Annotated in this window: 21 protein-coding genes; 6 read left to right on the top strand and 15 right to left on the bottom strand. The window is 69.8% G+C overall.

The genetic code is table 11. From position 1 onward, the window contains the following. Positions 1–3: 3 nt before the first annotated feature. From Q344_RS0104405 to Q344_RS0104350, 12 genes are all read right to left on the bottom strand, one after another. Entirely contained in the window at positions 4–624 is a 621-nt protein-coding gene (locus tag Q344_RS0104405) for a NuoB/complex I 20 kDa subunit family protein (protein WP_028285607.1), read from the bottom strand. Beyond that, positions 615–980, bottom strand: a complete 366-nt coding sequence (locus tag Q344_RS0104400) for an NADH-quinone oxidoreductase subunit A (RefSeq protein WP_028285606.1) — start codon at positions 978–980, stop codon at positions 615–617. Before Q344_RS0104400 ends, Q344_RS0104405 begins: the two co-directional genes overlap by 10 nt. Before the next feature lie 616 nt (positions 981–1,596). Beyond that, the gene (locus Q344_RS0104395; protein ID WP_028285605.1) at positions 1,597–2,379 is read right to left on the bottom strand and encodes a crotonase/enoyl-CoA hydratase family protein; all 783 of its coding nucleotides are present in this window, start codon (positions 2,377–2,379) and stop codon (positions 1,597–1,599) included. Between the two features lie 2 nt (positions 2,380–2,381). Next, positions 2,382–3,236, bottom strand: a complete 855-nt coding sequence (locus tag Q344_RS0104390) for a hydroxymethylglutaryl-CoA lyase (protein WP_028285604.1) — start codon at positions 3,234–3,236, stop codon at positions 2,382–2,384. Beyond that, positions 3,236–3,892 (bottom strand): glutathione S-transferase family protein, encoded by a 657-nt coding sequence (locus Q344_RS0104385; RefSeq protein ID WP_028285603.1) that lies wholly within the window; start codon positions 3,890–3,892, stop codon positions 3,236–3,238. The genes Q344_RS0104390 and Q344_RS0104385 overlap by 1 nt, the downstream gene beginning before the upstream one ends. Then, on the bottom strand, positions 3,889–5,823 hold the full coding sequence (locus tag Q344_RS0104380; RefSeq protein WP_028285602.1) for an acetyl-CoA carboxylase biotin carboxylase subunit: 1,935 nt from the start codon (positions 5,821–5,823) through the stop codon (positions 3,889–3,891). Before Q344_RS0104380 ends, Q344_RS0104385 begins: the two co-directional genes overlap by 4 nt. Continuing rightward, a complete protein-coding gene (locus Q344_RS0104375; protein WP_308423305.1) occupies positions 5,823–6,320 on the bottom strand; it encodes an O-acetyl-ADP-ribose deacetylase in 498 nt (165 codons plus the stop codon). The genes Q344_RS0104380 and Q344_RS0104375 overlap by 1 nt, the downstream gene beginning before the upstream one ends. Further along, entirely contained in the window at positions 6,317–7,279 is a 963-nt protein-coding gene (locus Q344_RS0104370) for a nitronate monooxygenase (RefSeq protein WP_028285600.1), read from the bottom strand. The genes Q344_RS0104375 and Q344_RS0104370 overlap by 4 nt, the downstream gene beginning before the upstream one ends. A gap of 16 nt (positions 7,280–7,295) precedes the next feature. After that, positions 7,296–8,903 (bottom strand): carboxyl transferase domain-containing protein, encoded by a 1,608-nt coding sequence (locus Q344_RS0104365; protein WP_028285599.1) that lies wholly within the window; start codon positions 8,901–8,903, stop codon positions 7,296–7,298. Beyond that, a complete protein-coding gene (locus tag Q344_RS0104360) occupies positions 8,900–10,465 on the bottom strand; it encodes an AMP-binding protein (protein ID WP_028285598.1) in 1,566 nt (521 codons plus the stop codon). The genes Q344_RS0104365 and Q344_RS0104360 overlap by 4 nt, the downstream gene beginning before the upstream one ends. Next, positions 10,465–10,938 (bottom strand): lysozyme inhibitor LprI family protein, encoded by a 474-nt coding sequence (locus tag Q344_RS0104355; RefSeq protein ID WP_028285597.1) that lies wholly within the window; start codon positions 10,936–10,938, stop codon positions 10,465–10,467. The genes Q344_RS0104360 and Q344_RS0104355 overlap by 1 nt, the downstream gene beginning before the upstream one ends. Then, positions 10,935–12,098 (bottom strand): isovaleryl-CoA dehydrogenase, encoded by a 1,164-nt coding sequence (locus Q344_RS0104350; protein WP_028285596.1) that lies wholly within the window; start codon positions 12,096–12,098, stop codon positions 10,935–10,937. The genes Q344_RS0104355 and Q344_RS0104350 overlap by 4 nt, the downstream gene beginning before the upstream one ends. Before the next feature lie 153 nt (positions 12,099–12,251). Here Q344_RS0104350 and Q344_RS0104345 point away from each other — a divergent pair, with 153 nt between their 5' ends. Next, the gene (locus Q344_RS0104345; RefSeq protein ID WP_028285595.1) at positions 12,252–12,731 is read left to right on the top strand and encodes a pyridoxamine 5'-phosphate oxidase family protein; all 480 of its coding nucleotides are present in this window, start codon (positions 12,252–12,254) and stop codon (positions 12,729–12,731) included. After that, positions 12,731–13,192: a CreA family protein gene (locus tag Q344_RS0104340; protein ID WP_028285594.1), complete on the top strand. Its 462-nt coding sequence runs from the start codon at positions 12,731–12,733 to the stop codon at positions 13,190–13,192. The genes Q344_RS0104345 and Q344_RS0104340 overlap by 1 nt, the downstream gene beginning before the upstream one ends. Positions 13,193–13,401: 209 nt before the next feature. Here the strand turns inward: Q344_RS0104340 and Q344_RS0104335 are convergent, their stop codons facing one another. Continuing rightward, on the bottom strand, positions 13,402–14,592 hold the full coding sequence (locus Q344_RS0104335; RefSeq protein WP_028285593.1) for a DegT/DnrJ/EryC1/StrS family aminotransferase: 1,191 nt from the start codon (positions 14,590–14,592) through the stop codon (positions 13,402–13,404). A 32-nt stretch (positions 14,593–14,624) separates the two neighbouring features. Further along, positions 14,625–15,293 carry an HAD-IA family hydrolase gene (locus Q344_RS0104330; RefSeq protein ID WP_028285592.1) on the bottom strand — a complete coding sequence of 223 codons (669 nt, stop codon included), beginning with the start codon at positions 15,291–15,293 and terminating at the stop codon, positions 14,625–14,627. 109 nt (positions 15,294–15,402) lie between these two features. On the opposite strand from Q344_RS0104330, the gene glmU reads away from it, so the two are divergent. From glmU to Q344_RS0104310, 3 genes are all read left to right on the top strand, one after another. Beyond that, positions 15,403–16,752 carry a bifunctional UDP-N-acetylglucosamine diphosphorylase/glucosamine-1-phosphate N-acetyltransferase GlmU gene (glmU, locus tag Q344_RS0104325; protein ID WP_028285591.1) on the top strand — a complete coding sequence of 450 codons (1,350 nt, stop codon included), beginning with the start codon at positions 15,403–15,405 and terminating at the stop codon, positions 16,750–16,752. Positions 16,753–16,758: 6 nt separating this feature from the next. Then, positions 16,759–18,576 (top strand): glutamine--fructose-6-phosphate transaminase (isomerizing), encoded by a 1,818-nt coding sequence (gene glmS, locus Q344_RS0104320; RefSeq protein WP_028285590.1) that lies wholly within the window; start codon positions 16,759–16,761, stop codon positions 18,574–18,576. A 175-nt stretch (positions 18,577–18,751) separates the two neighbouring features. Further along, complete coding sequence (locus Q344_RS0104310; RefSeq protein WP_028285589.1) at positions 18,752–19,429, top strand: DNA alkylation repair protein; 678 nt, start codon at positions 18,752–18,754, stop codon at positions 19,427–19,429. Here the strand turns inward: Q344_RS0104310 and Q344_RS0104305 are convergent. Beyond that, positions 19,426–19,848: a hypothetical protein gene (locus Q344_RS0104305; protein WP_036538308.1), complete on the bottom strand. Its 423-nt coding sequence runs from the start codon at positions 19,846–19,848 to the stop codon at positions 19,426–19,428. The two genes, Q344_RS0104310 and Q344_RS0104305, sit on opposite strands and share 4 nt — an antisense overlap. Positions 19,849–19,933: 85 nt before the next feature. On the opposite strand from Q344_RS0104305, the gene moaA reads away from it, so the two are divergent. Continuing rightward, the gene (moaA, locus tag Q344_RS0104300; RefSeq protein ID WP_028285587.1) at positions 19,934–20,941 is read left to right on the top strand and encodes a GTP 3',8-cyclase MoaA; all 1,008 of its coding nucleotides are present in this window, start codon (positions 19,934–19,936) and stop codon (positions 20,939–20,941) included. Positions 20,942–21,014: the final 73 nt, after the last annotated feature.

Below are 21,014 nucleotides of genomic sequence, written 5' to 3'. Positions count from 1 at the left end.
GCCCTACCTCGCGATCGTGCCGGTGCGGCGGATCTTCCGCGCCAGCTGCATGATGCCGTAGAGCAGCGCCTCGGCCGTCGGCGGGCAGCCCGGAACGTAGATGTCCACGGGCACGATCCGGTCGCAGCCGCGCACCACGGAATAGCTGTAGTGATAATAGCCGCCGCCGTTCGCGCAGGACCCCATCGAGACCACGTAACGCGGTTCCGGCATCTGGTCGTAGACCTTGCGCAGCGCGGGGGCCATCTTGTTCGTCAGCGTGCCGGCGACGATCATCACGTCCGATTGCCGCGGAGAGGCGCGGGGCGCGATCCCGAAGCGTTCGGCATCGTAGCGCGGCATCGAGGTGTGCATCATCTCGACCGCGCAGCAGGCCAGGCCGAAGGTCATCCAGTGCAGCGAGCCGGTGCGCGCCCAGTTTATGATGTCCTCGGAGGAGGCCAGCAGGAAGCCCTTGTCCTGCAGCTCCTTGTTGAGCGTCTGGGTGGCGACCTCGGGATCGGGGCCGGCACCGGTCGCGCCGTAGGCCTGCGGCACCGAGGGGCCGGACTTCACCCGGTCGGTCTGCAGCCCGTCGCCCTGCACGGGCGTCACGAGCGCGTCGTCGTTGTGCTTCACTGCCATTCCAGCGCCCCTTTCTTCCATTCGTAGGCGAAGCCGATCGTCAGCACGCCGAGGAAGACCATCATCGACCAGAAGCCCACCATGCTCACGTCCTTGAAGGCCACGGCCCAGGGGAAGAGCATCGCGATCTCGAGATCGAAGATGATGAACAGGATCGACACGAGGTAGAACCTCACGTCGAATTTCATCCGCGCGTCGTCGAAGGCGTTGAAGCCGCATTCATAGGCCGAAACCTTCTCGGGGTCGGGATTGCGGACGGCAACGATCACGGCGGCGAGGATCAGGACAAGGCCCAGGCCGATCGCGACGGCCAGAAAGACGAGAATGGGGAGGTATTCCCGCAGCATCTCTTCCAAGGTCGGCTCCTTTGCTTGCGCGGGCGGACCCCCCGGGAGGGGGCCGCATTGGCTGGTGTCGGGTTTACTCCCGCCCCATGGCAGGGTCAACCGAAGCCGGGCCTTTTCCGCATTGCGGCATGGGCGGCCGGTGATGGGTCTCCGGATCGGCGGAATTCAACGGAAATTCACGGTGAAAGAGGGCTCCGGGGAGCGGGTGGCGGGGCAATTCGTAAAGATTTCCCGAACGTTAAACCTCCGCTGCCGCGACTCACCGCGGCGCAACGTATCCCGCTCGATCCGTGCGGCACCTTCATCGCACCCGCGAAAGGATCGCGCCCGACCCCGGGGGCGGCGCCATTGGTGCTCGACCCGATGGCGCCCCCATGGCGAGCGGGCGCGATCCGACCCGGCGCTGCCGGAGCGGGGCATGGGGGGCGGAGGACGCGCGGCTGTCGGAGACGATGACACGGCGCGCAGCTCTCGCCTTCGCTCCGTCACAATGCGGCTTGCCCGCATGATCTCCCGGTCACGACGTCCCCGGGCCAAGCCCGGGGATGTCGGCACGCACAAGTTCCCCCGGCGCCTTGCACGCTAGCGGCCGAACACCTGTTCCGGACGTCTTCCTGCCCGCCCCTCACCCCTGCCAGCGCGGCTTCCGCTTGTCGAAGAACCCGCCGATCCCCTCCGGCGCCTCGTCGCCTTCCCAGCAGGCCACGAGTTCGCCCACGGAATGGTCGATCTCGGCCTCTCCGACCCGCGGCCCGAGATGCTGCACGAGCGCCTTCGCCCGCGCCACCGCGCCGGGCGCGCAGTCGAGCGCGGGCACGATCTCGGCCTCCACCGCCGCGTCGAGCTCGCTTTCCGGCACCGCGCGCGAGAGCAGGTCGAGCGCCACCGCCTCGGCCGCATCGAACCTGCGGCCGGTGAAGAACACCCGCCGCGCCTTGGCCTCGCCCATCCGGGCGACCACGTAGGGCCCGATGGTCGCGGGGATCAGGCCCAGCCGGGTCTCGGTCAGCGCCATCGAGAGCGTGTCCACCCCGATCGCGATGTCGCAGACCGCGGCCATGCCCACGCCGCCGCCGAAGGCATTGCCCTGCAGCCGCCCGATCAGCGGCTTCGGCATGTCGTTCAGCGCCTTGAGCATGTAGGCCAGCGCCGCCGCCTCGCGCCGGCGCTCATCGGGCGAGGCGTCGAACTGGTCCTTCATCCAACCCAGGTCGCCCCCGGCGCAGAAGGTCCGGCCCTTCGCGCCCAGCACGACGACCCGCACGCTTTCATCCGCCGCAAGCTCATTCGCCGCCGCCGTGATCTCGCCGATCATCCGGGCCGACATCGCGTTGTGCTTCTCGGCCCGGTCGAGCCAGAGCCAGGCGACGTCGCGGTCGTCGCGCTCGATGGTCACGGTCTCGTACATGCTCATCCCTCCCGCATCCGGCGCGCCATGGCCGCTGCCTCGTCCAGAACGTCCCGGTCGAGCCCGGTCTCGTAGCCCAGCGACAAGAGCCGGTCATGCACCGCCTCCGTCGCCACGTTGCCCTTCGCCCCCGGCGCATAGGGACAGCCGCCAAGGCCCCCGACCGCGGCGTCGAAGACCCGCAGGCCCATCTCGAGCGACACCTCTATGTTCGCGAGCGCCCGCCCGGCCGTATCGTGGTAATGCCCCGCGAGCCTCTCGGCCGGGATCTCGGCCAGCACCGCCTCCAGCATCGCCCGGATGCTCGCCGGCGTCCCCTGCCCGATCGTGTCCCCGAGCGAGACCTCATAGGCCCCGAGCCCGTCGAGCGCCTTCGCCACCCGCGCGACCTCGGACGGCGGCACCGCGCCGTCATAGGGACAATCCGTCACGCAGGAGACATAGCCCCGCATCGGCACGCCCGCCTTCGCGGCTGCCTCCGCCACAGGCGCGAAGCGCTCGAGGCTTTCGGCGATGGAGCAGTTGATGTTCGCCCGCGAGAACCCCTCCGAGGCCGAGGCGAAGATCGCCACCTCGTCCGCGCCCGCCGCCAGGGCATCCTCGAACCCGCGCAGGTTCGGCGTGAGGGCCGTGTAGCGCACCCCCTCCGCCCGGCGGATCCCGGCAAGGACCTCGCCACTTCCGGCCATCTGCGGCACCCATTTCGGGCTCACGAAGGACGCCGTCTCGATATGCCGGAACCCGGCGCGGCTCAGGCAATCGACAAGCGCGATCTTCTCGGCCACCGGGATCGCGCGCTTTTCGTTCTGGAGCCCGTCGCGTGGCCCCATCTCGAAGATCTCGACCCGTTCGGGCATCACGATTCCCCGACGGCGTAGAACTCTTCGCGGTGGAAGTTCGGCGCCCCGTCCAGCTCCTGCGCCCGCTTGAACCCGTCACGCGCCTTCATCCGTTCGACATAGGCGCGGATGTTCGGGAAGGGATCGAACCGCACGTAGCGGGGGGCGGCCAGCAGCGTCCAGCCGATCATCGTGTCGGCCGCCGAGAAGCCCGAGGGCAGCATCCACTCGTGCTCTGCGAAGGTCTTCTCGAGCGGCGCCAGCGTGGCCGCCAGCCGCCGCGCCTCGATCTTCACCACGGTGTCCGAACGGTGCGAGGGGTCGCGCAGGAAGATCCACTGGAGGTTCAGGTTCGCGACCAGATGCCCCATCGTCTCGGCGTAATGCATCGCCTCGAGGAAGGGCACCCGCTCCGGATCGCCCGGCAACCGCCCCAGCCCGTGCTCGGGCCGCGTCTCGACCAGGTATTCGGTGATCGCGCCGCTCTCGTGGATCACCTGCCCGTCCACCTCCAGCGCCGGCACCCGGCCCGCGGGCGAGCGCTCGAGGTATTCCGGCGTCCGCAAGGAGCCGTCGGTGATCGAATAGGTCACGACCTCGGGCTCTTCGCCCATCTCGGTCAATAGCCACAGGATGCGGAAACTCCGCGTCATGGGGATGTGATGCAGCTTCATTCTTCGCCCTCCAGCCGGATCAGAGGCGCCCCGGCCTCCACCTGCGCACCCTCGGTCACCAGCACCTCGGCGACAATACCGTCGCGCGGTGCGACAAGTCCGTGTTCCATCTTCATCGCTTCCAGCACGGCAAGCCTCTGCCCCGCCGTCACCGCCTGCCCGGCCTCGGCCGTCAGCAGCTTCACGAGCCCCGGCATCGGCGCCTCGATCACGTCGCCCGAGCCGGCCTCGGCCGCGCGTTCCAGCGGGTCGATCACGTCGAAGACCTGCGCCACGGCGCCAAAGACCGTGATCCGCTGGCCGTCCGCGTGATGCGCGGGCATCGCCCGTCCGTCGAGCCGCCATGCGCCGCCCTGCCAGCGGGCCGCGGTGTCGGTCTCCCCGACCCGCAGCGCGATCTCGCCGGGGCCGCGCACCTCGACCCGGACCTCCTGCTCCTCCCCGCGGTGCCGCAGCGCCACCCGCCGCGCCATCGGCGCCCAGAGCGAGAAGCCGTCGAACCGCCCCGGCGCGCCGTCGAGCCCGAGCGCGACCATGGCCGCCACCGCGACCTCCTGCGCCGTCGCCTGCGGCACGGCGGCGAGCCCCTCGATGTCGCGCCCGATCAGCCCGGTGTCCACCTCGCCCCGCCGGAAGCCCTCATGCTCCGAGAGCGCGGCGAGGAAGGCGAGGTTCGTCACGGTCCCCGCCACCTTCGTCTCCCGCAGCGCGCGGGAGAGCTGCCGCAGGGCGATGTCGCGCGTCGCGCCATGCACGATCACCTTCGAGATCATCGGGTCGTAATGCGGAGAGATCACGTCCCCCGCCCGCACCCCGGTATCCGCCCGCACGCCTTCCGGAAACTCCAGCGCCCCGAGCCGCCCCGTCGCGGGCAGGAACCCCTTCTCGACATCCTCCGCATAGAGCCGCGCCTCGAAGGCATGGCCGTGGATCGCCAGGTCCTCCTGCGCCAGAGGGATCGGTTCCCCCGCCGCCACCCGGATCTGCCATTCGACGAGGTCCACGCCCGTGATCGCCTCGGTCACCGGATGCTCGACCTGAAGCCGCGTGTTCATCTCCATGAACCAGAACCCGTCCGTCCGGAGCGGGCCCGAGCCGTCCACGATGAACTCGATCGTTCCCGCCCCGCGGTAGCCGATGGCCTCCGCCGCCTTCACCGCGGCCCCGCCCATGGCGGCGCGCATCTCTCCGGTCATGCCCGGGGCGGGCGCCTCCTCGATCACCTTCTGGTGGCGGCGCTGCAGCGAGCAGTCCCGCTCGAACAGATGCACGGCCGAGGTGCCGTCGCCGAAGACCTGCACCTCGATATGCCGCGGGTTCGTCACGAATTTCTCGATCAGCACGTCGGGGTTGCCGAAGGCCGTCTTCGCCTCGCCCCGTGCGCTCGCCAGCGCGTCGGCGAAATCCTTAGGGTCCTCGACCAGCCGCATCCCCTTGCCGCCGCCCCCCGCGACGGCCTTGATGAGGACCGGATAGCCGATCTCCTCCGCCGCCCGGGTCAGCACCTCGTCCGACTGGTCCGCGCCGTGATAGCCCGGCACGACCGGCACGCCCGCCTCGTCCATCAGCGCCTTGGCGGCGTCCTTCAGCCCCATGGCGCGGATCGCCCTGGCCGAGGGGCCGATGAAGGTCAGCCCCGCGGCCTCCACGGCCTCCACGAAATCGGGGTTCTCCGACAGGAAGCCGTAGCCCGGATGCACCGCCTGCGCGCCGGTCGCCCGGGCCGCCGCGATGATCGCATCGCCCCGCAGGTAGCTCTCGGAGGGCGCCGCGCCGCCGATATGCACCGCGTCATCGGCCATCTGCACATGCATCGCCCCCGCGTCGGCATCGGAGAACACCGCCACCGTGCGCAGCCCCATGGCGCGCGCCGTGCGGATGACGCGGCAGGCGATCTCGCCCCGGTTCGCGATCAGGATCGTGTCGAACATCATGCCTCCAAAGCCTTTTCCAGGATCGCCGCGGTCGCCCCATCGAAGGCGACCAGCGTGACCTCGTATCCCTCGCGCCCCGCAAGCCAGTCGCGCAGGGTCGCCACGGCGACCGCGGCCGCCGCCGTCGCCGGGTAGCCGTATACGCCCGTCGAGATCGCCGGGAAGGCCACCGTCCGGCACCCCGCCGCCTCGGCCAGATCCATCGCCGACCGGTAGCATCCCGCCAGCAGCTCCGCCTCGCCCTGCCCGCCGCCGTGCCAGACCGGCCCGACCGCATGGATCACGTGGTGCGCCGGCAGACCATGCCCGCCGGTGATCTTCGCGCGTCCCGTCTCGCAACCGCCGAGCCCGCGGCATTCCTCCAGCAGCCCCGGCCCGGCTGCGCGATGGATCGCCCCATCGACGCCCCCGCCGCCCAGAAGGCTCCGGTTCGCGGCGTTCACGATGGCGCAGACGTCGAGCGTCGTGATGTCGCCCTGCCAGACCCGGATCATCGCCATCCTCCCGTCAGCAGACGTTCCGCCGCACCGCTCATCGCCGCCAGGATCTCGGCCGCGGCGGGCGCGTCGCAGATCATGCCGATGCCCTCGCCGACGATGGGCGGCGCCATCTCGGGATCGCCCCGTGCGGCCGCCTCGGACCATGCGGCACGGGCCTTTTCATCCGCCGCGAGCGCCTCTGCCCGGCCGGACCATGCGTCCACGAAGGGATTGCGCAGGGTCCTGAGGTCGAACCGCTCGGGCCAGTCGGTCAGCCCGCGCGCGGCGTCGATCACCTTGCCGCGTGTCGTCTGATCGCCGTCCGCGGCAAGCGCCATGCGCATCTGCCCCTCCGGGACCAGCGCCTCGCGGCAGGCCCAGAAGCGGGTGCCGCAGAGCACGCCCCCGGCCCCCAGCATCAGCGCCGCCGCGAGCCCGCGCCCGTCGACGACCCCGCCCGCGGCCAGCAGGTGCGTCCCCGGCGCGGCCCCCTCAAGGTAATCCGCCACCTCGGGCACCAGCGTCAGCGTCGCCCGCCGCGCGCCGTGACCCCCCGCTTCCGTGCCCTGCGCGACGATCACATCCGCGCCCGCATCGACGGCGCACCGGGCGTCGTCGAGCGTCTGGACCTGGCAGAACAGCCGCGCCCCCGCCGCGCGGACGCGCTCGCCATACGGCACCGGATCGCCGAAGGACAGGAACACCGCCCGCGGTCGGCGCTCGAGCACCCGGTCGAGCACCCCGGGCGCCTGGTCGAGCTTCCAGGTGATGAAGCCCATGCCGACGGGCGTGTTTCCCGCCTCGGCCATCTCGGTCTCGATCCAGTCGGCGTCGCAATAGCCGCCGCCGATCAGCCCGAGCCCGCCGCCCGCGCTCACCGCCGCGGCCAGACGGCCGCCCGCGACCCGCGCCATCGGGGCGCTGACGATCGGATGCTCGAGTCCGAAGGCGCGGGTGAAGCTGGTGTCGATCATCTGCCCTCCCTCCGGATCACATCCGGAACACGCCGAACGTCGTCTCTTCGATGGGCCGGTTGAGGCAGGCCCGCAGGCTCAGCGCCAGCACGTCCCGGGTCTTGCGCGGGTCGACGATCCCGTCATCCCAGAGCCGCGCGCTGGCATAGAGCGGATGCGACTGGCGTTCGAACATCTCGATCGTGGGGCGCTTGAACTCGGCCTCCTCCTCGGCGGACCACGTGCCGCCGCTGCGTTCGATCGCGTCGCGCTTCACCGTCGCCAGCACGCCCGCCGCCTGCGGGCCGCCCATCACCGAGATCCGCGAGATCGGCCATGTCCACATGAAGCGCGGCTGGTAAGCCCTTCCGGACATGCCGTAATTCCCCGCTCCGAACGATCCCCCGAGCACCATCGTGATCTTCGGCACGGCCGTGGTCGCCACCGCCGTCACCATCTTTGCGCCGTGCCGCGCGATGCCCTCGTTCTCGTAGCGGCGGCCGACCATGAAGCCGGTGATGTTCTGCAGGAAGACCAGCGGGACCTTCCGCTGCGAGCAGAGTTCGACGAAATGCGCCCCCTTCTGCGCGCTTTCCGAGAAGAGCACCCCGTTGTTGGCCACGATCCCGACGGGCATCCCCTCGACATGGGCGAAACCGCAGACCAGCGACTCGCCGAAGCGCGCCTTGAACTCGTCGAAGCGGGAGCCGTCGACGACGCGGGCAATGACCTCGCGGATGTCATAGGGCTGGCGCAGGTCGGGAGGCACGACGCCGAGGATCTCCTCGGGGTCGTAGGCAGGCGGCTCCGCCGTCTCGAGGTGCAGGCCGGGCGTCATCCCGGCACCGCGAAGGTTGGCGACCGCCCGCCGCGCCAGCGCCAGCGCGTGCGCGTCATCCTCTGCCAGGTAATCCGCCACGCCAGACAGGCGGGTGTGCACGTCGCCGCCGCCAAGGTCCTCGGCCGAGACGACCTCTCCGGTCGCCGCCTTCACCAGCGGCGGCCCGGCGAGGAAGATCGTGCCCTGCTCCTTCACGATGATCGTCACGTCCGACATCGCGGGCACATAGGCCCCGCCCGCGGTGCAGGAGCCCATGACCACGGCGATCTGCGCGATGCCCTTGGCGGACATGTTGGCCTGGTTGTAGAAGATGCGCCCGAAATGGTCGCGGTCGGGGAAGACCTCGTCCTGGTTCGGCAGGTTCGCGCCGCCGCTGTCGACGAGGTAGACGCAGGGCAGATGGTTCTCCATCGCGATCTCCTGCGCGCGGAGATGCTTCTTCACGGTGACCGGGTAATAGGTCCCGCCCTTCACCGTGGCGTCGTTGCACAGGATCATGACGTCGCGCCCCGCGACCCGGCCCACCCCCGCGATCATGCCCGCGCCCGGCGCCGCGCCGTCATACATGCCATGCGCCGCCGTCGCGCCGATCTCGAGGAAGGGCGCGCCCGGATCGAGCAGCCCCGCGACCCGGTCGCGCGGCAGCATCTTGCCCCGCGCGAGGTGTCGCTCGCGCGCCTTCGCACCGCCGCCGGCCGTCGCTGCTTCGGCCGCGTCCCGAACGATATCAAGGGCTTCCATGTGGCCCTTCACGTTCGCGCGGAACTCTTCGCTGCCCGAAACGACCTGGGATTGCAGTTTCATGTGGTCACATCCTCCGTTTCCGCCGCTGCGCGGGCTTTCAGCGCCTTGCGGATCACCTTGCCCGTCACGGTCATCGGCAGCGCCTCGACGAAGGCGATCTCGCGCGGGCGGGAATAGCTGGCGAGATGCGCGCCGACGAAGGCCATGAGGGCCTGCGCCAGCTCGTCCGAAGGCTGAACATCGTCCCGCAGGACAATGTATCCCTTGACGATTTCCGTCCGGACCGGGTCCGGCTTTCCGACGACGCCGCAGGTCGCAACCGCAGGGTGCTTCAGCAGGCAATCCTCGATCTCGGCAGGACCGATGCGGTATCCGGCCGAGGTGATCACGTCATCCTCGCGCCCGAGAAACCGCAACGTGCCGTCCTCCATCACGCCGCGATCGCCCGTCACCATCCAGTCGCCGCGGAACTTCGCCGCCGTCTCCTCGGGTTTCCTCCAGTATTCCAGCATCATGGAGGCCGATCCTCGACCGATGGCCACGTCGCCTTCGCCCTCGGTCACCGCCCCCGCAGGGTCTATCACGGCGACATCGTGCCCCGGCACGGGCCGGCCGATGGCGCCCGGCCGCACGGGGTAGAGCGCCGCGCAGGCGGAGACGACCATGTTGCACTCGGTCTGGCCATAGAATTCGTTGATCGTGACGCCGAGGGCGCGGCGCCCCCAGTCCAGCATCTCGGCGCCAAGCGGCTCTCCACCGCTGGCCACCGAGCGCAGGCCTGGCACCTCGGCGCCCGCCGCCTTCAACATGCGAAGCGCCGTCGGCGGGAAAAACACATTCCGGACAGAGCCTTCCCGGATGATCCTCAGGCACTCCCCGACCTCGAACCGCGCCATGCGCGCCGCCACCACCGGCACGCCGAGCGCCAGCGCAGGCATCGCCACGTCGAAGAGCCCGCCGATCCAGGCCCAATCTGCCGGCGTCCAGAGGCAATCCTCCGGCGCACCCAGCAGGTCATGGCTCAACTCCACCCCCGGCAGGTGCCCGGTCAGCAGCCGGTGGCCATGCAGCGCACCCTTGGGACTGCCGGTCGTGCCGGAGGTGTAGATCAGGATCGCGGGCGTGTCCGGTGCGGTCTCCGCGGTCTCGACGCGCCCCTCCGGCAGGCGCGCGGTCTCGGGCACCAGGACATCCACCGCGAAGGGCGCGAGCATCCCGGCGCCTTCGGTGTCCGTCACGACAACGCCGGCGCCGCTGTCCGTCAGACGCGATGCGAGCGCATCCTCGCGGAAGAGCTTGAACAGCGGGACGGAAATCGCCCCCAGCTTCCATGCCGCGACATGGGCGGCCGCGCACCATGCGCCCTGCGCGCGCAGCACGCCGACCCGGTCGCCCTCGGCCACGCCCCGCGCCCGCAGCGCCAGGGCCAGCCGGTCGGCCATGTCCCTCAGCTCGGCATAGCTCACCTCGGTCCGGGGCCCGGAAAGGTCGATGATCGCGACCTTCCCGGGCGCCCGTTCCGCCCAGTCGTCGCAGACCTGCGACGCCATGTTCAGACGCGCGGGAAGATCCCAGCGGAAGTCCCGCCGCAGGCCCTCGAAATCGCGCCTCCGGGGCAGCATCACCTCGCCTCGAGGCGCCGTTCGAGGACGCGCGTCTGCGCCCCCGTCTCCTGCATCAGGCAGGCCAGCCGTGCGGGCCCCGCACCGGTGCCGCCGCCCCATTGCACCGTCTCCCAGTCGCACTTGGCGTCGCGGAACGCGATCCACGCGCGCTGCATCTCGCGCAGGGCCTTCTGTTCGGTCAGCGGGCGTTCACCCTCGGCCGCGTCGGCCGTCTTCGCGGCCTCCATCGCCTTGCCGTAGACGGTGTTGAGCCGGTCGTCCCACCACGAGAGCTCCTTCTCGAAGCAGGCGCCCATGACGGGCGTGGAGGATCCGCCGGAGGTCTCCTCCATGCAGGCGTCGGCCGAGCGGCCGATGCAGTCGGCGCCATCGCGCGCGAGGCAGGTTTCGGTCGCCTCGGGCGAGAAGGCCAGGTCCTGCGCGGCCGCCGGTCCGGCAAGCGTCAGGGCAAGAAAAGCGTATCGGATCATTGCATTGTTCCCATGAGTTCACGCCCGATCAACATCCGGCGGATCTCCGAGGTTCCCGCCCCGATCTCCATCAGCTTCGCGTCCCGGAAAATCCGGCCCACGGGGTTGTCGTTGAGATAGCCCGCCCCGCCGAGCGCCTGCACGGCCTGGTGCGCCACGACCATCGCCTCCTCCGAGGCGTAGAGCACGCAGGCCGCCGCGTCCTGCCGGGTCACGCGGCCGCGGTCGCAGGCCCTTGCCACCTCGTAGACATAGGCCCGCGCCGTGTTCAGCTTGGTGTACATGTCCGCGATCTTGCCCTGCATCAGCTGGAAATTCCCGATCGGCTGGCCGAACTGCCTGCGCTCAACCATGTAGGGCATCACCTCGTCGAGGCAGGCCGCCATGATCCCCGTGCCGATGCCCGAGAGCACGACGCGCTCGTAGTCGAGCCCGGACATGAGCACGCGCACGCCCTTGCCCTCCTCGCCCAGAACGTTCTCGAAGGGCACCTCGCAGTCGTCGAAGATCAGCTCGGCCGTGTTCGAGCCGCGCATGCCGAGCTTGTCGAAATGGGGCGAGGTCGAAAAGCCCTTCATCTCCTTCTCGATCAGGAAGGCGGTGATGCCCTTGGACCCGGCCTCGGGGTCGGTCTTGGCATAGACGACGAGCGTGTCGGCGTCCGGCCCGTTGGTGATCCAGTACTTGTTGCCGTTCAGCACGTAGCGGTCGTTCCGCTTCTCGGCCCGCAGCTTCATCGAGACGACGTCGGACCCCGCGGAGGGTTCGCTCATCGCCAGCGCACCGACATGCTCGCCGGAAATCAGGCGCGGCAGGTATTTCGCCTTCTGCTCCTCCGAGCCGTTCAGCTTGATCTGGTTCACGCAGAGGTTGGAATGCGCGCCGTAGGACAGCGAGACGGAGGCCGAGGCACGGGCGATCTCCTCCACCGCGACCACATGCGCGAGGTAGCCCAGCCCGGTGCCGCCGTATTCCTCGGGCACGGTGAGACCGAGCAGCCCCATCTCGCCCATCTCGGTCCAGAGCTCGGCCGGGAATTCGTTCTTGCGGTCGATCTCCGCCGCCATCGGCTTCAGCCGCTCCTGCGCCCAGCGATGCACCGCGTCGCGCAGCGCATTCACGTCCTCGCCCAGATCGAATTCCATGGATCCGGTGAACATCGGCGCCTCCTCCCGAGAGCGTTTAATGAACAGTCGTTCACAGAACTGGCACGGATATCGAGTCGGGTCAAGCGGACCGGAACCAGCGCCCGGCGCCCGCGTTCTCACCCAGACGCCGCGCAGACCGCGCGGCCCGAATTGAAGGAGGACGAGATGAAGGATCTCACCCACGAGCAGAAAGAGACGTTCTGGAACCGGATGGACGATGTCCGGGCGGGGATGCTGCACACCGATCCCGACCGCGTGGTGCCGATGTCGCATTACACCGACGAGGAGCGCGGCGTGTTCTGGTTCATCACCGCCGACGGCACGGATGCCTATGACGCCGCCAAGGAGGGCAAGGAGGTCCATTACGTCGTCGCCGAGGCGGGTGCAAAGATCTACGCCAAGATCGACGGCCGGCTGACGGTCGAGAACGACAGGGAGAAGCTGGACGAACTCTGGTCCCCCGTCGCGGCCGCCTGGTTCGAGGACGGCAAGGAAGACGAGGACGTGCGGCTGGTGAAGTTCACGCCCTCCCACGCCGAGGCCTGGCTGACCGACGGCGGCGCCGGCTTCCTCTACGAGATCGCCAAGGCGAACATCACGCATGACAAGCCCGACATGGGCGAGCACGGCGTGGTGCGCTTCTGATGCGGGCGCTGCTTTCCGCGGCGCTCATCGCCGCCTCCCCGGCCGTTGCGGAACAGGTCGGGGAGGTTGGCGTCGACTGGGTCGGGAACGACGTCATCATCGAGGCGATCGCCGATCCCGACGTGAAGGGCGTCACATGCCACATCGCCTATTTCGAACGCGGGCTGATCGACCGGCTGTCGAAGGGCAACTGGTTCGAGGATCCGTCCAACGCCTCGATCTCCTGCCGCCAGACCGGCCCGATCGAGATCGGCGACATCGACATGGACGAGGCCGGGGAAGACGTGTTCCGCACATCGCGCTCGATCATCCTCAAGTCGCTTCGGGTCAAGCGGATCTATGATCGCGCGAACCGGACCCTGATCTACCTCGCCCATGCCGCCGAACTGACCGACGGATCCGCGAAGCTCTCGATGTCCACGGTCCCGCTCTACGGCACCGACACGCGGCTCCCTGACTGACACCGAAACGCCGCCCGGCCCGGCCCGACGCGGGCGTGGGGGCGCTGCCCCCGCCGCCCCTGCGGGGCGACTCCCCCGGGATACGAAACCAGAGGAAAGCAGGCGTTGCGCCCGCCCTTCCTCTGGTCTCGTATCCTCGGGGGGTCCGGGGGGCAGACAGCCCCCCGGGGTCGCCAGAGGCACCGCCTCTGGCAAACGATCCGTCCCTGTCACGCGCCCTGAAACACCGCGGAGACCTCGGCGCGGATGATCCGCGCGATCAGCGCACAATCGTCGAGGCTGAAGGTCAGCGGCAGGCGCATGTCGAGGATCGCGCGCAGGATGCGGTCGCTCGCGGGCATCGGCTCGGACGGTGCGTAACGCCAGGACTCGTAGCGCGAGGTGAAGCCCGCGGGCTCCGGCGCGCCGAACCATTTCAGCTCGACCCCGCGCGCCGCGCAGCGCGCGATCACCTCGCGCAGCGCCGCATCGCTCCAGTCGAGCAGCAGGACCTGGATCGAGGAGCCGACGAACCGCTCGGCCGCCGGCCGCGCGATCAGCGTCAGGCCCGGCAGGTCCCGCAGCCCCTCCTCGACCACGCGGTAGCGTGCGGTCCATGCCTCGCAGCGCGCCTCGAGCCGCGCGAGCTGCGGGCGCAGGATCGCGGCGCGCAGGTTGTCCATCCGCCCCGAGACATTGGGCGTGTCGTAGCGCAGGTCGGCATAGGCCTCGGGGGATGGCCCCGCGAGGTGTCGCCCGTAGAGCATGTAGCTGCCCGACAGCATCACCGCCCTGGCCATCAGCTCCGCATCGTCCGACACCAGCAGCCCGCCCTCCCCGGAGTTCAGGTGCTTGTAGGTCTGCGTCGAATAGCAGCCGAAGACCCCGTGGCGCCCCGACAGCGTGCCGTTCCAGCGCGCGCCCATCGTGTGGGCGCAATCCTCGATCAGCGTCAGGCCGTGGGTGTCGCAGAGCGCCATCAGCGCCGCCATGTCGCAGATGTGGCCCCGCATGTGGCTCAGCAGCAGGACATCGGCCTGCCCCGCCTTCGCGGCCAGATCGTCGAGATCGATGGTCAGCGCCTCCGTCACCCCCACGAAGACCGGCACCGCCCCGAGCGAGGCGATGGCCCCCGGCACCGGGGCGAGCGTGAAGGCATTGGTCAGCACGCGGTCCCCGGGCCGGACCCCGCAGGCGCGCAGCGCGGTTGCGAGGGCATAGCCGCCCGAGGCCACGGCCAGCGCATAGCGCGCGCCCATGGCGGCGGCGAATTCGGACTCGAGCAGCGCGACCTCCGCGACCTCGTCCGCGACCGTGTTGTAGCGGTGCAGCCGCCCGTGGCGCATGACCGCCACGGCGGCCTCGATCGCCTCGTCGGGGATCGGCTCCTGCTGGGTGAAGGTGCCGGTGAAACGCTCCATGCCGCACAGCTTCCCCGGCCCCGACCCGCCCGTCAAGCGAGCGGAACGACGCGGCGGACGATGTCCGGCAGCTCGTCGAAATGGGCGAACAGCGCCTCGGGCTCCAGCGCCGCCGTAAGCGGGCCGGAGGGGCCGAAGCTCACGAGGACGGAAGGAAGGCCGGCGGCGCGCGCGGTTTCCCGGTCGGTCCTGCTGTCACCGATCAGGCAGGCGCGCATCGGATCGCCCCCCGCACGCCGGATCGCCTCGCGCAGGGGTTCGGGATCGGGCTTCTTCACCTTGAGCGTGTCGGCCCCGACGAGCGAGCCGAAGGCGTCGCGCACGCCGAGCCGGGTCAGCAGCAGCTGCGCCAGACGCTCGGGCTTGTTGGTGCAGATGCCCATCCGGTAGCCGCCGTCCGAGAGCAGCCGGATCGCCTCCATCGCGCCGGGGAAGACCAGCGTGTGGTGGTCGATCGCCTCCTCGTAATGCTCGAGCAGCACCGGGTAGAGCCGGTCGACCTCGGCCTCGTCGCCGGCCCGGCCGAGCCGCTCCATCCCGAGCCGCAGCATCGCGCGCCCGCCGTTCAGCGCCACCGGGGCGTCGTCGGGCCCCAGCAGGTCGCCCTCGCCCATGCTCCGGAAACAGGCGTTCGCCGCGGCGAGCAGGTCCCCGCTCGTGTCCGCGAGCGTCCCGTCCAGATCGAAGATCACCGTGCCCATTCCGTCCGCCCCGTTTCTGCCCGTCACCTCTCGTGATCCGCGCATGACTTGCACGGCCACGGGAACCGGATAGAACGGGCGGCAGCGAAGAACAAGGAGCAGACCGACGATGGAGACCGCCCTCATCATCCTCGCCGCGGGGATGGGCACGCGCATGAACTCGGACCTGCCCAAGGTGCTGCACGAGATCGCGGGCGCCCCGATGCTCGCCCATGCCATGCGGGCGGGCGCCGCGCTGGAGCCCGCCCGCATCGTCGTGGTGACCGGTCACGGCGGCGAGGCCGTCGCCGCGACCGCCCGCGACTGGGACGAACGCGCCGAGATCGCGGTGCAGGCGGAGCAGCTCGGCACCGGACATGCGGTGGCGCAGGCGGGGCCGCTGCTCGGGAGCTTCTCGGGCGACGCCTATGTGCTCTACGGCGACACGCCCTTCATCAGCGCCGGGACGCTCGAGCGGATGCGCGAGGCCCGCGCGGGCCACGACGTCGTGATCCTGGGCTTCGAGGCGCAGGACCCCGGGCGCTACGGGCGGCTGGTGATGGAGGGCGCGGAGCTTGCCCGGATCGTCGAATTCGCCGAGGCGAGCGAGGCAGAGAAGGCGATCACCCTTTGCAATTCCGGTGTGGTCTGCGCCGACAGCGCGACGCTGTTCGAGCTGATCGCCGCGGTGAAGAACGACAATGCCAAGGGCGAATACTACCTCACCGACATCGTCGAGATCGCCCGCGCGCGTGGCCTCTCGGCCACCGCCGTCGCCTGCGACGAGGCCGAGACGATGGGCATCAATTCCCGCGCCGAGCTTGCCGCGGCCGAGGCTGCCTTCCAGTCGCGGGCCCGCGCCGCGGCGCTGGAGGACGGGGTGACGCTGACCGCCCCCGAGACGGTGCATTTCGCCTTCGACACGGTCGTGGGCCGCGACGCCATCATCGAGCCCAACGTCGTCTTCGGACCCGACGTGACCGTGGAAAGCGGCGCGCGGATCCGGGCGTTCTCGCATCTCGAGGGCGCGCATGTCTCGCGCGGCGGCGTGATCGGGCCCTATGCCCGGCTCCGCCCCGGGGCGGAGCTGGCCGAGGACGTGAGGATCGGCAATTTCGTCGAGGTGAAGGCCGCCCGCATCGACCGCGGCGCCAAGGTGAACCACCTGAGCTATATCGGCGACGCCGAGATCGGCGAGGAGACGAACATCGGCGCCGGCACGATCACCTGCAATTACGACGGCGTCTTCAAGCACCGGACGCGGCTCGGCGCGCGGGTCTTCATCGGCTCGAACACGATGCTGGTGGCCCCGGTCTCGGTGGGCGACGACGCGATGACGGCCTCCGGATCGGTCATCACCGAGGACGTCGAGCCCGGAGCGCTGGCCCTGGGCCGGGCCCAGCAGGTGACGAAGCCCGGGCGCGCCCGGAAGCTCTTTGAAATACTACGCGCGAAAAAAGCGCAAATGCGGGACAGGTGAGGCCATATGTGCGGGATTATCGGATACCTCGGCGACCATGAAGCGGCGCCCTTCCTCGTCGAGGCGCTGAAGCGCCTGGAATACCGGGGATACGACAGCGCGGGCATCGCCGCCATCGACAACGGCCAGCTCGACCGGCGGCGCGCCGTCGGCAAGCTGGTGAACCTGTCGGATCTGCTGGTGCATGCGCCGCTGCGCGGAAAGTCGGGGATCGGCCACACCCGCTGGGCGACGCACGGCGCGCCGACCGAAGGGAACGCGCATCCGCACAAGGCGGGCCCCGTCGCGGTGGTTCACAACGGCATCATCGAGAACTTCCGCGAGCTCCGCGAGGAACTCGCCGGCCACGGGATCGGCCACGAGACCGAGACCGACACCGAGACCGTCGCCCTGCTCGCGAACCTCTATCTCTCGCAGGGCATGAGCCCGGTCGAGGCCGCGACCAGCACGATCCGCCGGCTCGAGGGCGCCTTCGCACTGCTCTTCCTCTTCGAGGAGGACGACAACCTCATGGTGGCCGCCCGCAAGGGCCCGCCGCTGGCCGTGGGACATGGCGACGGCGAGAACTACGTGGGCTCGGACGCCATCGCGCTCGCCCCGCTGACCGACCGGATCACCTATCTGGAGGAGGACGACATCGCCGTCGTCACCCGCCAGAGCGTCGAGATTCGCGATGCCAATGGCGCGCTCGCGAACCGCGAGATCCGGACCATCCGCCTCGACACCGCGCAGGTGGACAAGGCCGGGCACAAGCACTTCATGGCGAAGGAGATCGCCGAACAGCCCCGCGTCATCGGCGAGGCGCTGTCGCATTACCTCAAGGGCGACACGATCACCCTGCCCGGCGACGGCATCGACTTCACCGCCTATGACCGGCTGACCTTCGTCGCCTGCGGCACCGCCTATTACGCCTGCCTCACGGCGAAATACTGGTTCGAGACGCTGGCGCGGATCCCGGTCGAGGTCGATATCGCCTCGGAATTCCGCTACCGCGAGCCGCCGATCCCGGCCCGGACCGCCGCGCTCTTCGTCTCGCAATCGGGCGAGACGGCGGACACGCTCGCCGCGCTGCGCTATTGCGAGGGCAAGGCCGCGACGATCCTGTCGGTGCTGAACGCGACCGAAAGTTCCATGGCCCGCGAAAGCGACGTCGTCCTGCCGATCCATGCCGGGCCCGAGATCGGCGTCGCCTCGACCAAGGCGTTCTCCTGCCAGCTCACCGTGCTGCTGCTTCTGGCCCTCGAAGCGGCCCGCCAGCGCGGCGAGATCGACGCCGCCCGCATGGCCGAGATCCTGCCGAAGCTGCGCGCCCTTCCGGCGGTCTTCGGCAATGCCATCGACGGGGCCGACCAGACCCGCGCCGTCAGCCAGGAACTCGCGGAATCCCGCGACGTGCTCTACCTGGGCCGCGGGCTGATGTATCCGCTCGCACTGGAAGGTGCGCTGAAACTCAAGGAACTCAGCTACCTGCACGCCGAAGCTTATGCGTCAGGCGAACTGAAGCACGGGCCGATCGCCCTGATCGACAGCCATGTCCCGGTCGTTGTCATGGCCCCCCGCGATGCGCTGTTCGAGAAGACCGTCTCGAACATGCAGGAGGTCATGGCCCGCGGCGGCCGCGTCCTGCTGATCTCGGATGCCGAGGGGATCGCGGCCGCCGGTGACGGTGTCTGGCGGTCCATCGAGATGCCGAAGGTCGATCCCCTGCTGGCGCCGATCCTCTACGCGCTGCCGGCGCAGCTCCTCTCCTACCACACGGCCATCGCCAAGGGGACGGACGTGGACCAGCCCCGCAACCTCGCGAAATCCGTCACCGTGGAGTAGCCCGGAGGAGCCGATGGCCAGGCAGTTCGACCGGATCGAGGACGATCACCGCCGCTTCATCGGCGCAGCACATGTTCTTCGTGGCCAAGATGCCCGCCTATTGGCGCGAGAAGAACACCCTGACGCTGGATGGCGCCCCGACCGGCATCGTCGCGGGCAACATCGGCGCCGACGCATGACACCCGACGCCGCGCTCGAGGCGCTCCGCGCCCATGCCGAGCCCGGCAAGGCCGAGGCGATGGCCCGCTATCACAAGGCCGCGCGGTCCTATCTCGGCGTCGGCAACACGGCGATCAACGACCTCGCCGCGGACTGGCGGCACAGCCTGTCGCTGGACGACCGGCTCACCCTCGCCGCGGGCCTCTGGGACACCGACATCCACGAGGCGCGCATTGCCGCGGCGAAGGTGCTGACGCAGGCTCGGATCAGGCCCGACGACACCCCGGTCTGGCGGATGATCTGCGGCTGGGTGCCCGAGTTCGACGCCTGGGCCATCGCCGACCACGCCTGCCTCGCCGGCCATCGCCGGGTCATGGCCGACCTCTCCCGCCTCGACGAGGTGGCGCGCTGGACGACGTCCGGGCAGATGTGGACCCGCCGCGCCGCGCTGGTCATCACCCTCCCGCTCACCAGGGCGAACCATCCGGGCGTCGCGGAAGCCGCCGCCCGCGACCGTGTGCTGGGCTGGGCGGCGGGCTACCTGGACGACCCGCAATGGTTCATCCAGAAGGCCGTCGCCTGGTGGCTGCGGGATCTGTCGAAACACGACGTGCCCCGCGCGCAGGCCTTCCTCGACGCACATGGCGCCCGGATGAAGCCCTTCGCCCGGGCCGAGGCCGCGAAACACCTCTAGTTGCGGAAGACCTCGACCTCGGGCAGCCCGGTGATCGAGGCGCCGAGCGCCTGGAAGGCCGCCAGCGACATGCGGCTGCCGGCGCCCACCTCGCCCGGGATCGGGATCAGGTCGACCTCGACGCTCTCGCCGGCATGGACCACCCTTCCCTTCGCCGCCGCATCGACCAGCGGCGTCTCGAGCCAGGCCCCGCCCCGCCCGGGATCGCCGAGCGACACGATCGTGGTGCCGAGCCGGCCGCCCGCCTCGGGTTCCGGCGCGACCTCGTCGGCGCGTTCGGCATCGCTCTCGCCGGTGACGGGCGCAGGCACGGGCGCGGAGGGCGGCGGAGCGGCGGCGGGCGTGACCTTCTCCAGCGCGCTGCAGGCGGTCAGCGCGGTTGCGACAAGGGCGAGCGGGAGGAGTGTTCGCGTGATCATCCGCAGAAGGTAGAGCGTTCCCCCCCGGGCGGCAATCTGTCTCCGCCCCCTTGTGAGCGGAGGGGCGCGGCTTTACCTTTGGTGCATGACAGCGCCGTTGATCGACCCCTTCGCCAGGCCCATCACCTATCTCCGCGTCTCCGTCACGGACCGGTGCGATTTCCGCTGCGTCTACTGCATGACGGAGAACATGACCTTCCTGCCGAAGAAGGACCTCCTGACGCTGGAAGAACTCGACCGCATGTGCTCGGCCTTCGTCGGGCTCGGGGTGCGCAAGCTCCGGATCACCGGCGGCGAGCCGCTGGTGCGGCGCGACATCATGACCTTCTTCGAGGGCATGACCCGGCACCTCGAAAGCGGCGCGCTGGAAGAGCTCACGCTCACGACGAACGGATCCCAGCTCGAACGCTTCGCGGAAGAGCTCCACGCCGCCGGCGTGCGCCGGGTGAACGTCTCGCTCGACACGCTGGACGAGGAGAAATTCGCCCGCGTGACCCGCTGGGGCCGGCTGCCGCAGGTGCTGCGCGGGCTCGATGCGGCGCAGCGCGCGGGGCTCCGGGTGAAACTGAACGCCGTGGCGCTGAAGGGCTTCAACGAGGACGAGATCTTCACGCTGTCGGAGTTCTGCGCCGCCCGCGGCATGGATCTCACCTGGATCGAGGTCATGCCCATGGGCGATCTCGGCAACGAGGACCGGGTGGGCCAGTACTGGTCCCTCAACGACCTCCGCGCCCGCCTGGCCGAGCGCTACACCCTCACCGATCTTCCCGAACGCACCGGCGGGCCCGCGCGCTACGTGAGGCTCGAGGAGACCGGCCAGAAGATCGGCTTCATCACGCCGCTCACCCACAATTTCTGCGAAAGCTGCAACCGGGTGCGGATGACCTGCACCGGCCAGCTCTACATGTGCCTCGGCCAGGAGGACATGGCCGACCTGCGCCCGGCGCTGCGCAACCACCCGAATGACGACGCCCCCCTGCGGGAGGCGATCCGGGAGGCGATCGCGCACAAGCCCAAGGGCCACGATTTCGACTATTCGCGGCAGAAGGCGGACGGCCAGGTCTCGCGCCACATGAGCCACACCGGCGGCTGAGCCCGCCCGGGGCGTCGCCCGTCGCATCGGGCTCGAACCAATGGCGCCCCCCCGAGGATATTTATCACAAGAG

This window comes from Pseudooceanicola nanhaiensis DSM 18065, assembly GCF_000688295.1.
GTDB lineage: Bacteria > Pseudomonadota > Alphaproteobacteria > Rhodobacterales > Rhodobacteraceae > Pseudooceanicola > Pseudooceanicola nanhaiensis.
The sequence above is the reverse complement of the archived record's forward strand: the minus strand, read 5'-3'. Positions and strand labels throughout refer to the sequence as shown.

Coding starts and splice junctions, on each gene's coding strand:
- Q344_RS0104405 (WP_028285607.1), bottom strand. CDS start 624: ATGGCAGTGAAGCACAACGACGACGCGCTCGTGACGCCCGTGCAGGGC.
- Q344_RS0104395 (WP_028285605.1), bottom strand. CDS start 2,379: ATGTACGAGACCGTGACCATCGAGCGCGACGACCGCGACGTCGCCTGG.
- Q344_RS0104390 (WP_028285604.1), bottom strand. CDS start 3,236: ATGCCCGAACGGGTCGAGATCTTCGAGATGGGGCCACGCGACGGGCTC.
- Q344_RS0104385 (WP_028285603.1), bottom strand. CDS start 3,892: ATGAAGCTGCATCACATCCCCATGACGCGGAGTTTCCGCATCCTGTGG.
- Q344_RS0104380 (WP_028285602.1), bottom strand. CDS start 5,823: ATGTTCGACACGATCCTGATCGCGAACCGGGGCGAGATCGCCTGCCGC.
- Q344_RS0104375 (WP_308423305.1), bottom strand. CDS start 6,320: ATGATCCGGGTCTGGCAGGGCGACATCACGACGCTCGACGTCTGCGCC.
- Q344_RS0104370 (WP_028285600.1), bottom strand. CDS start 7,279: ATGATCGACACCAGCTTCACCCGCGCCTTCGGACTCGAGCATCCGATC.
- Q344_RS0104365 (WP_028285599.1), bottom strand. CDS start 8,903: ATGAAACTGCAATCCCAGGTCGTTTCGGGCAGCGAAGAGTTCCGCGCG.
- Q344_RS0104360 (WP_028285598.1), bottom strand. CDS start 10,465: ATGCTGCCCCGGAGGCGCGATTTCGAGGGCCTGCGGCGGGACTTCCGC.
- Q344_RS0104355 (WP_028285597.1), bottom strand. CDS start 10,938: ATGATCCGATACGCTTTTCTTGCCCTGACGCTTGCCGGACCGGCGGCC.
- Q344_RS0104350 (WP_028285596.1), bottom strand. CDS start 12,098: ATGTTCACCGGATCCATGGAATTCGATCTGGGCGAGGACGTGAATGCG.
- Q344_RS0104345 (WP_028285595.1), top strand. CDS start 12,252: ATGAAGGATCTCACCCACGAGCAGAAAGAGACGTTCTGGAACCGGATG.
- Q344_RS0104340 (WP_028285594.1), top strand. CDS start 12,731: ATGCGGGCGCTGCTTTCCGCGGCGCTCATCGCCGCCTCCCCGGCCGTT.
- Q344_RS0104335 (WP_028285593.1), bottom strand. CDS start 14,592: ATGGAGCGTTTCACCGGCACCTTCACCCAGCAGGAGCCGATCCCCGAC.
- Q344_RS0104330 (WP_028285592.1), bottom strand. CDS start 15,293: ATGGGCACGGTGATCTTCGATCTGGACGGGACGCTCGCGGACACGAGC.
- glmU (WP_028285591.1), top strand. CDS start 15,403: ATGGAGACCGCCCTCATCATCCTCGCCGCGGGGATGGGCACGCGCATG.
- glmS (WP_028285590.1), top strand. CDS start 16,759: ATGTGCGGGATTATCGGATACCTCGGCGACCATGAAGCGGCGCCCTTC.
- Q344_RS0104310 (WP_028285589.1), top strand. CDS start 18,752: ATGACACCCGACGCCGCGCTCGAGGCGCTCCGCGCCCATGCCGAGCCC.
- Q344_RS0104305 (WP_036538308.1), bottom strand. CDS start 19,848: ATGATCACGCGAACACTCCTCCCGCTCGCCCTTGTCGCAACCGCGCTG.
- moaA (WP_028285587.1), top strand. CDS start 19,934: ATGACAGCGCCGTTGATCGACCCCTTCGCCAGGCCCATCACCTATCTC.